General features: G+C 37.0%; 1 protein-coding gene. It reads right to left on the minus strand.

Translation table 11 applies throughout. The features are described 5' to 3' along the window. Positions 1 to 150: 150 nt before the first annotated feature. Positions 151 to 246: a type I toxin-antitoxin system Fst family toxin gene (locus EVJ30_RS15245; protein WP_015543884.1), complete on the minus strand. Its 96-nt coding sequence runs from the start codon at positions 244 to 246 to the stop codon at positions 151 to 153. Positions 247 to 403: the final 157 nt, after the last annotated feature.

Genomic DNA, 403 nt, shown 5'->3' on the forward strand with positions numbered 1-403 from the left:
GATAAGAAGATTCCTTGACAAAAAATAGGCCCTATGATAAATTTAAGGTAACTTGTGACAAAGTCGTGCATGGATGCACTAAAAAGACACCCTATTGTGGTAGGGTGTCTTTTTTTGCTGTTTAGACAGCAGCGGTTGGAAGCAACTTGTTTATTCCTCGTTCTGTTTTTCCAACCAAATGGTTACAAGTTTCAGGACAATCCCGACAAAAATCGGCACAAGAATTTTTGTGACAATCTCGTACATGTGATGCACCTCCTTTCGAGGCAAGTCGCCAATTTGAGTATAGCATAAAAAGTTGTTCATTTATTATTGAAATTATTAGAAATGAAATAAACACGTGTTTTCTGGTTTTCGTAACTAGAGAACACGTGCTTTTTTCTTTCAACTTTTGGCACAATGG

The sequence above is a fragment of the Exiguobacterium sp. SH5S13 genome (assembly GCF_004337085.1).
Classification (GTDB): domain Bacteria; phylum Bacillota; class Bacilli; order Exiguobacteriales; family Exiguobacteriaceae; genus Exiguobacterium; species Exiguobacterium aurantiacum_A.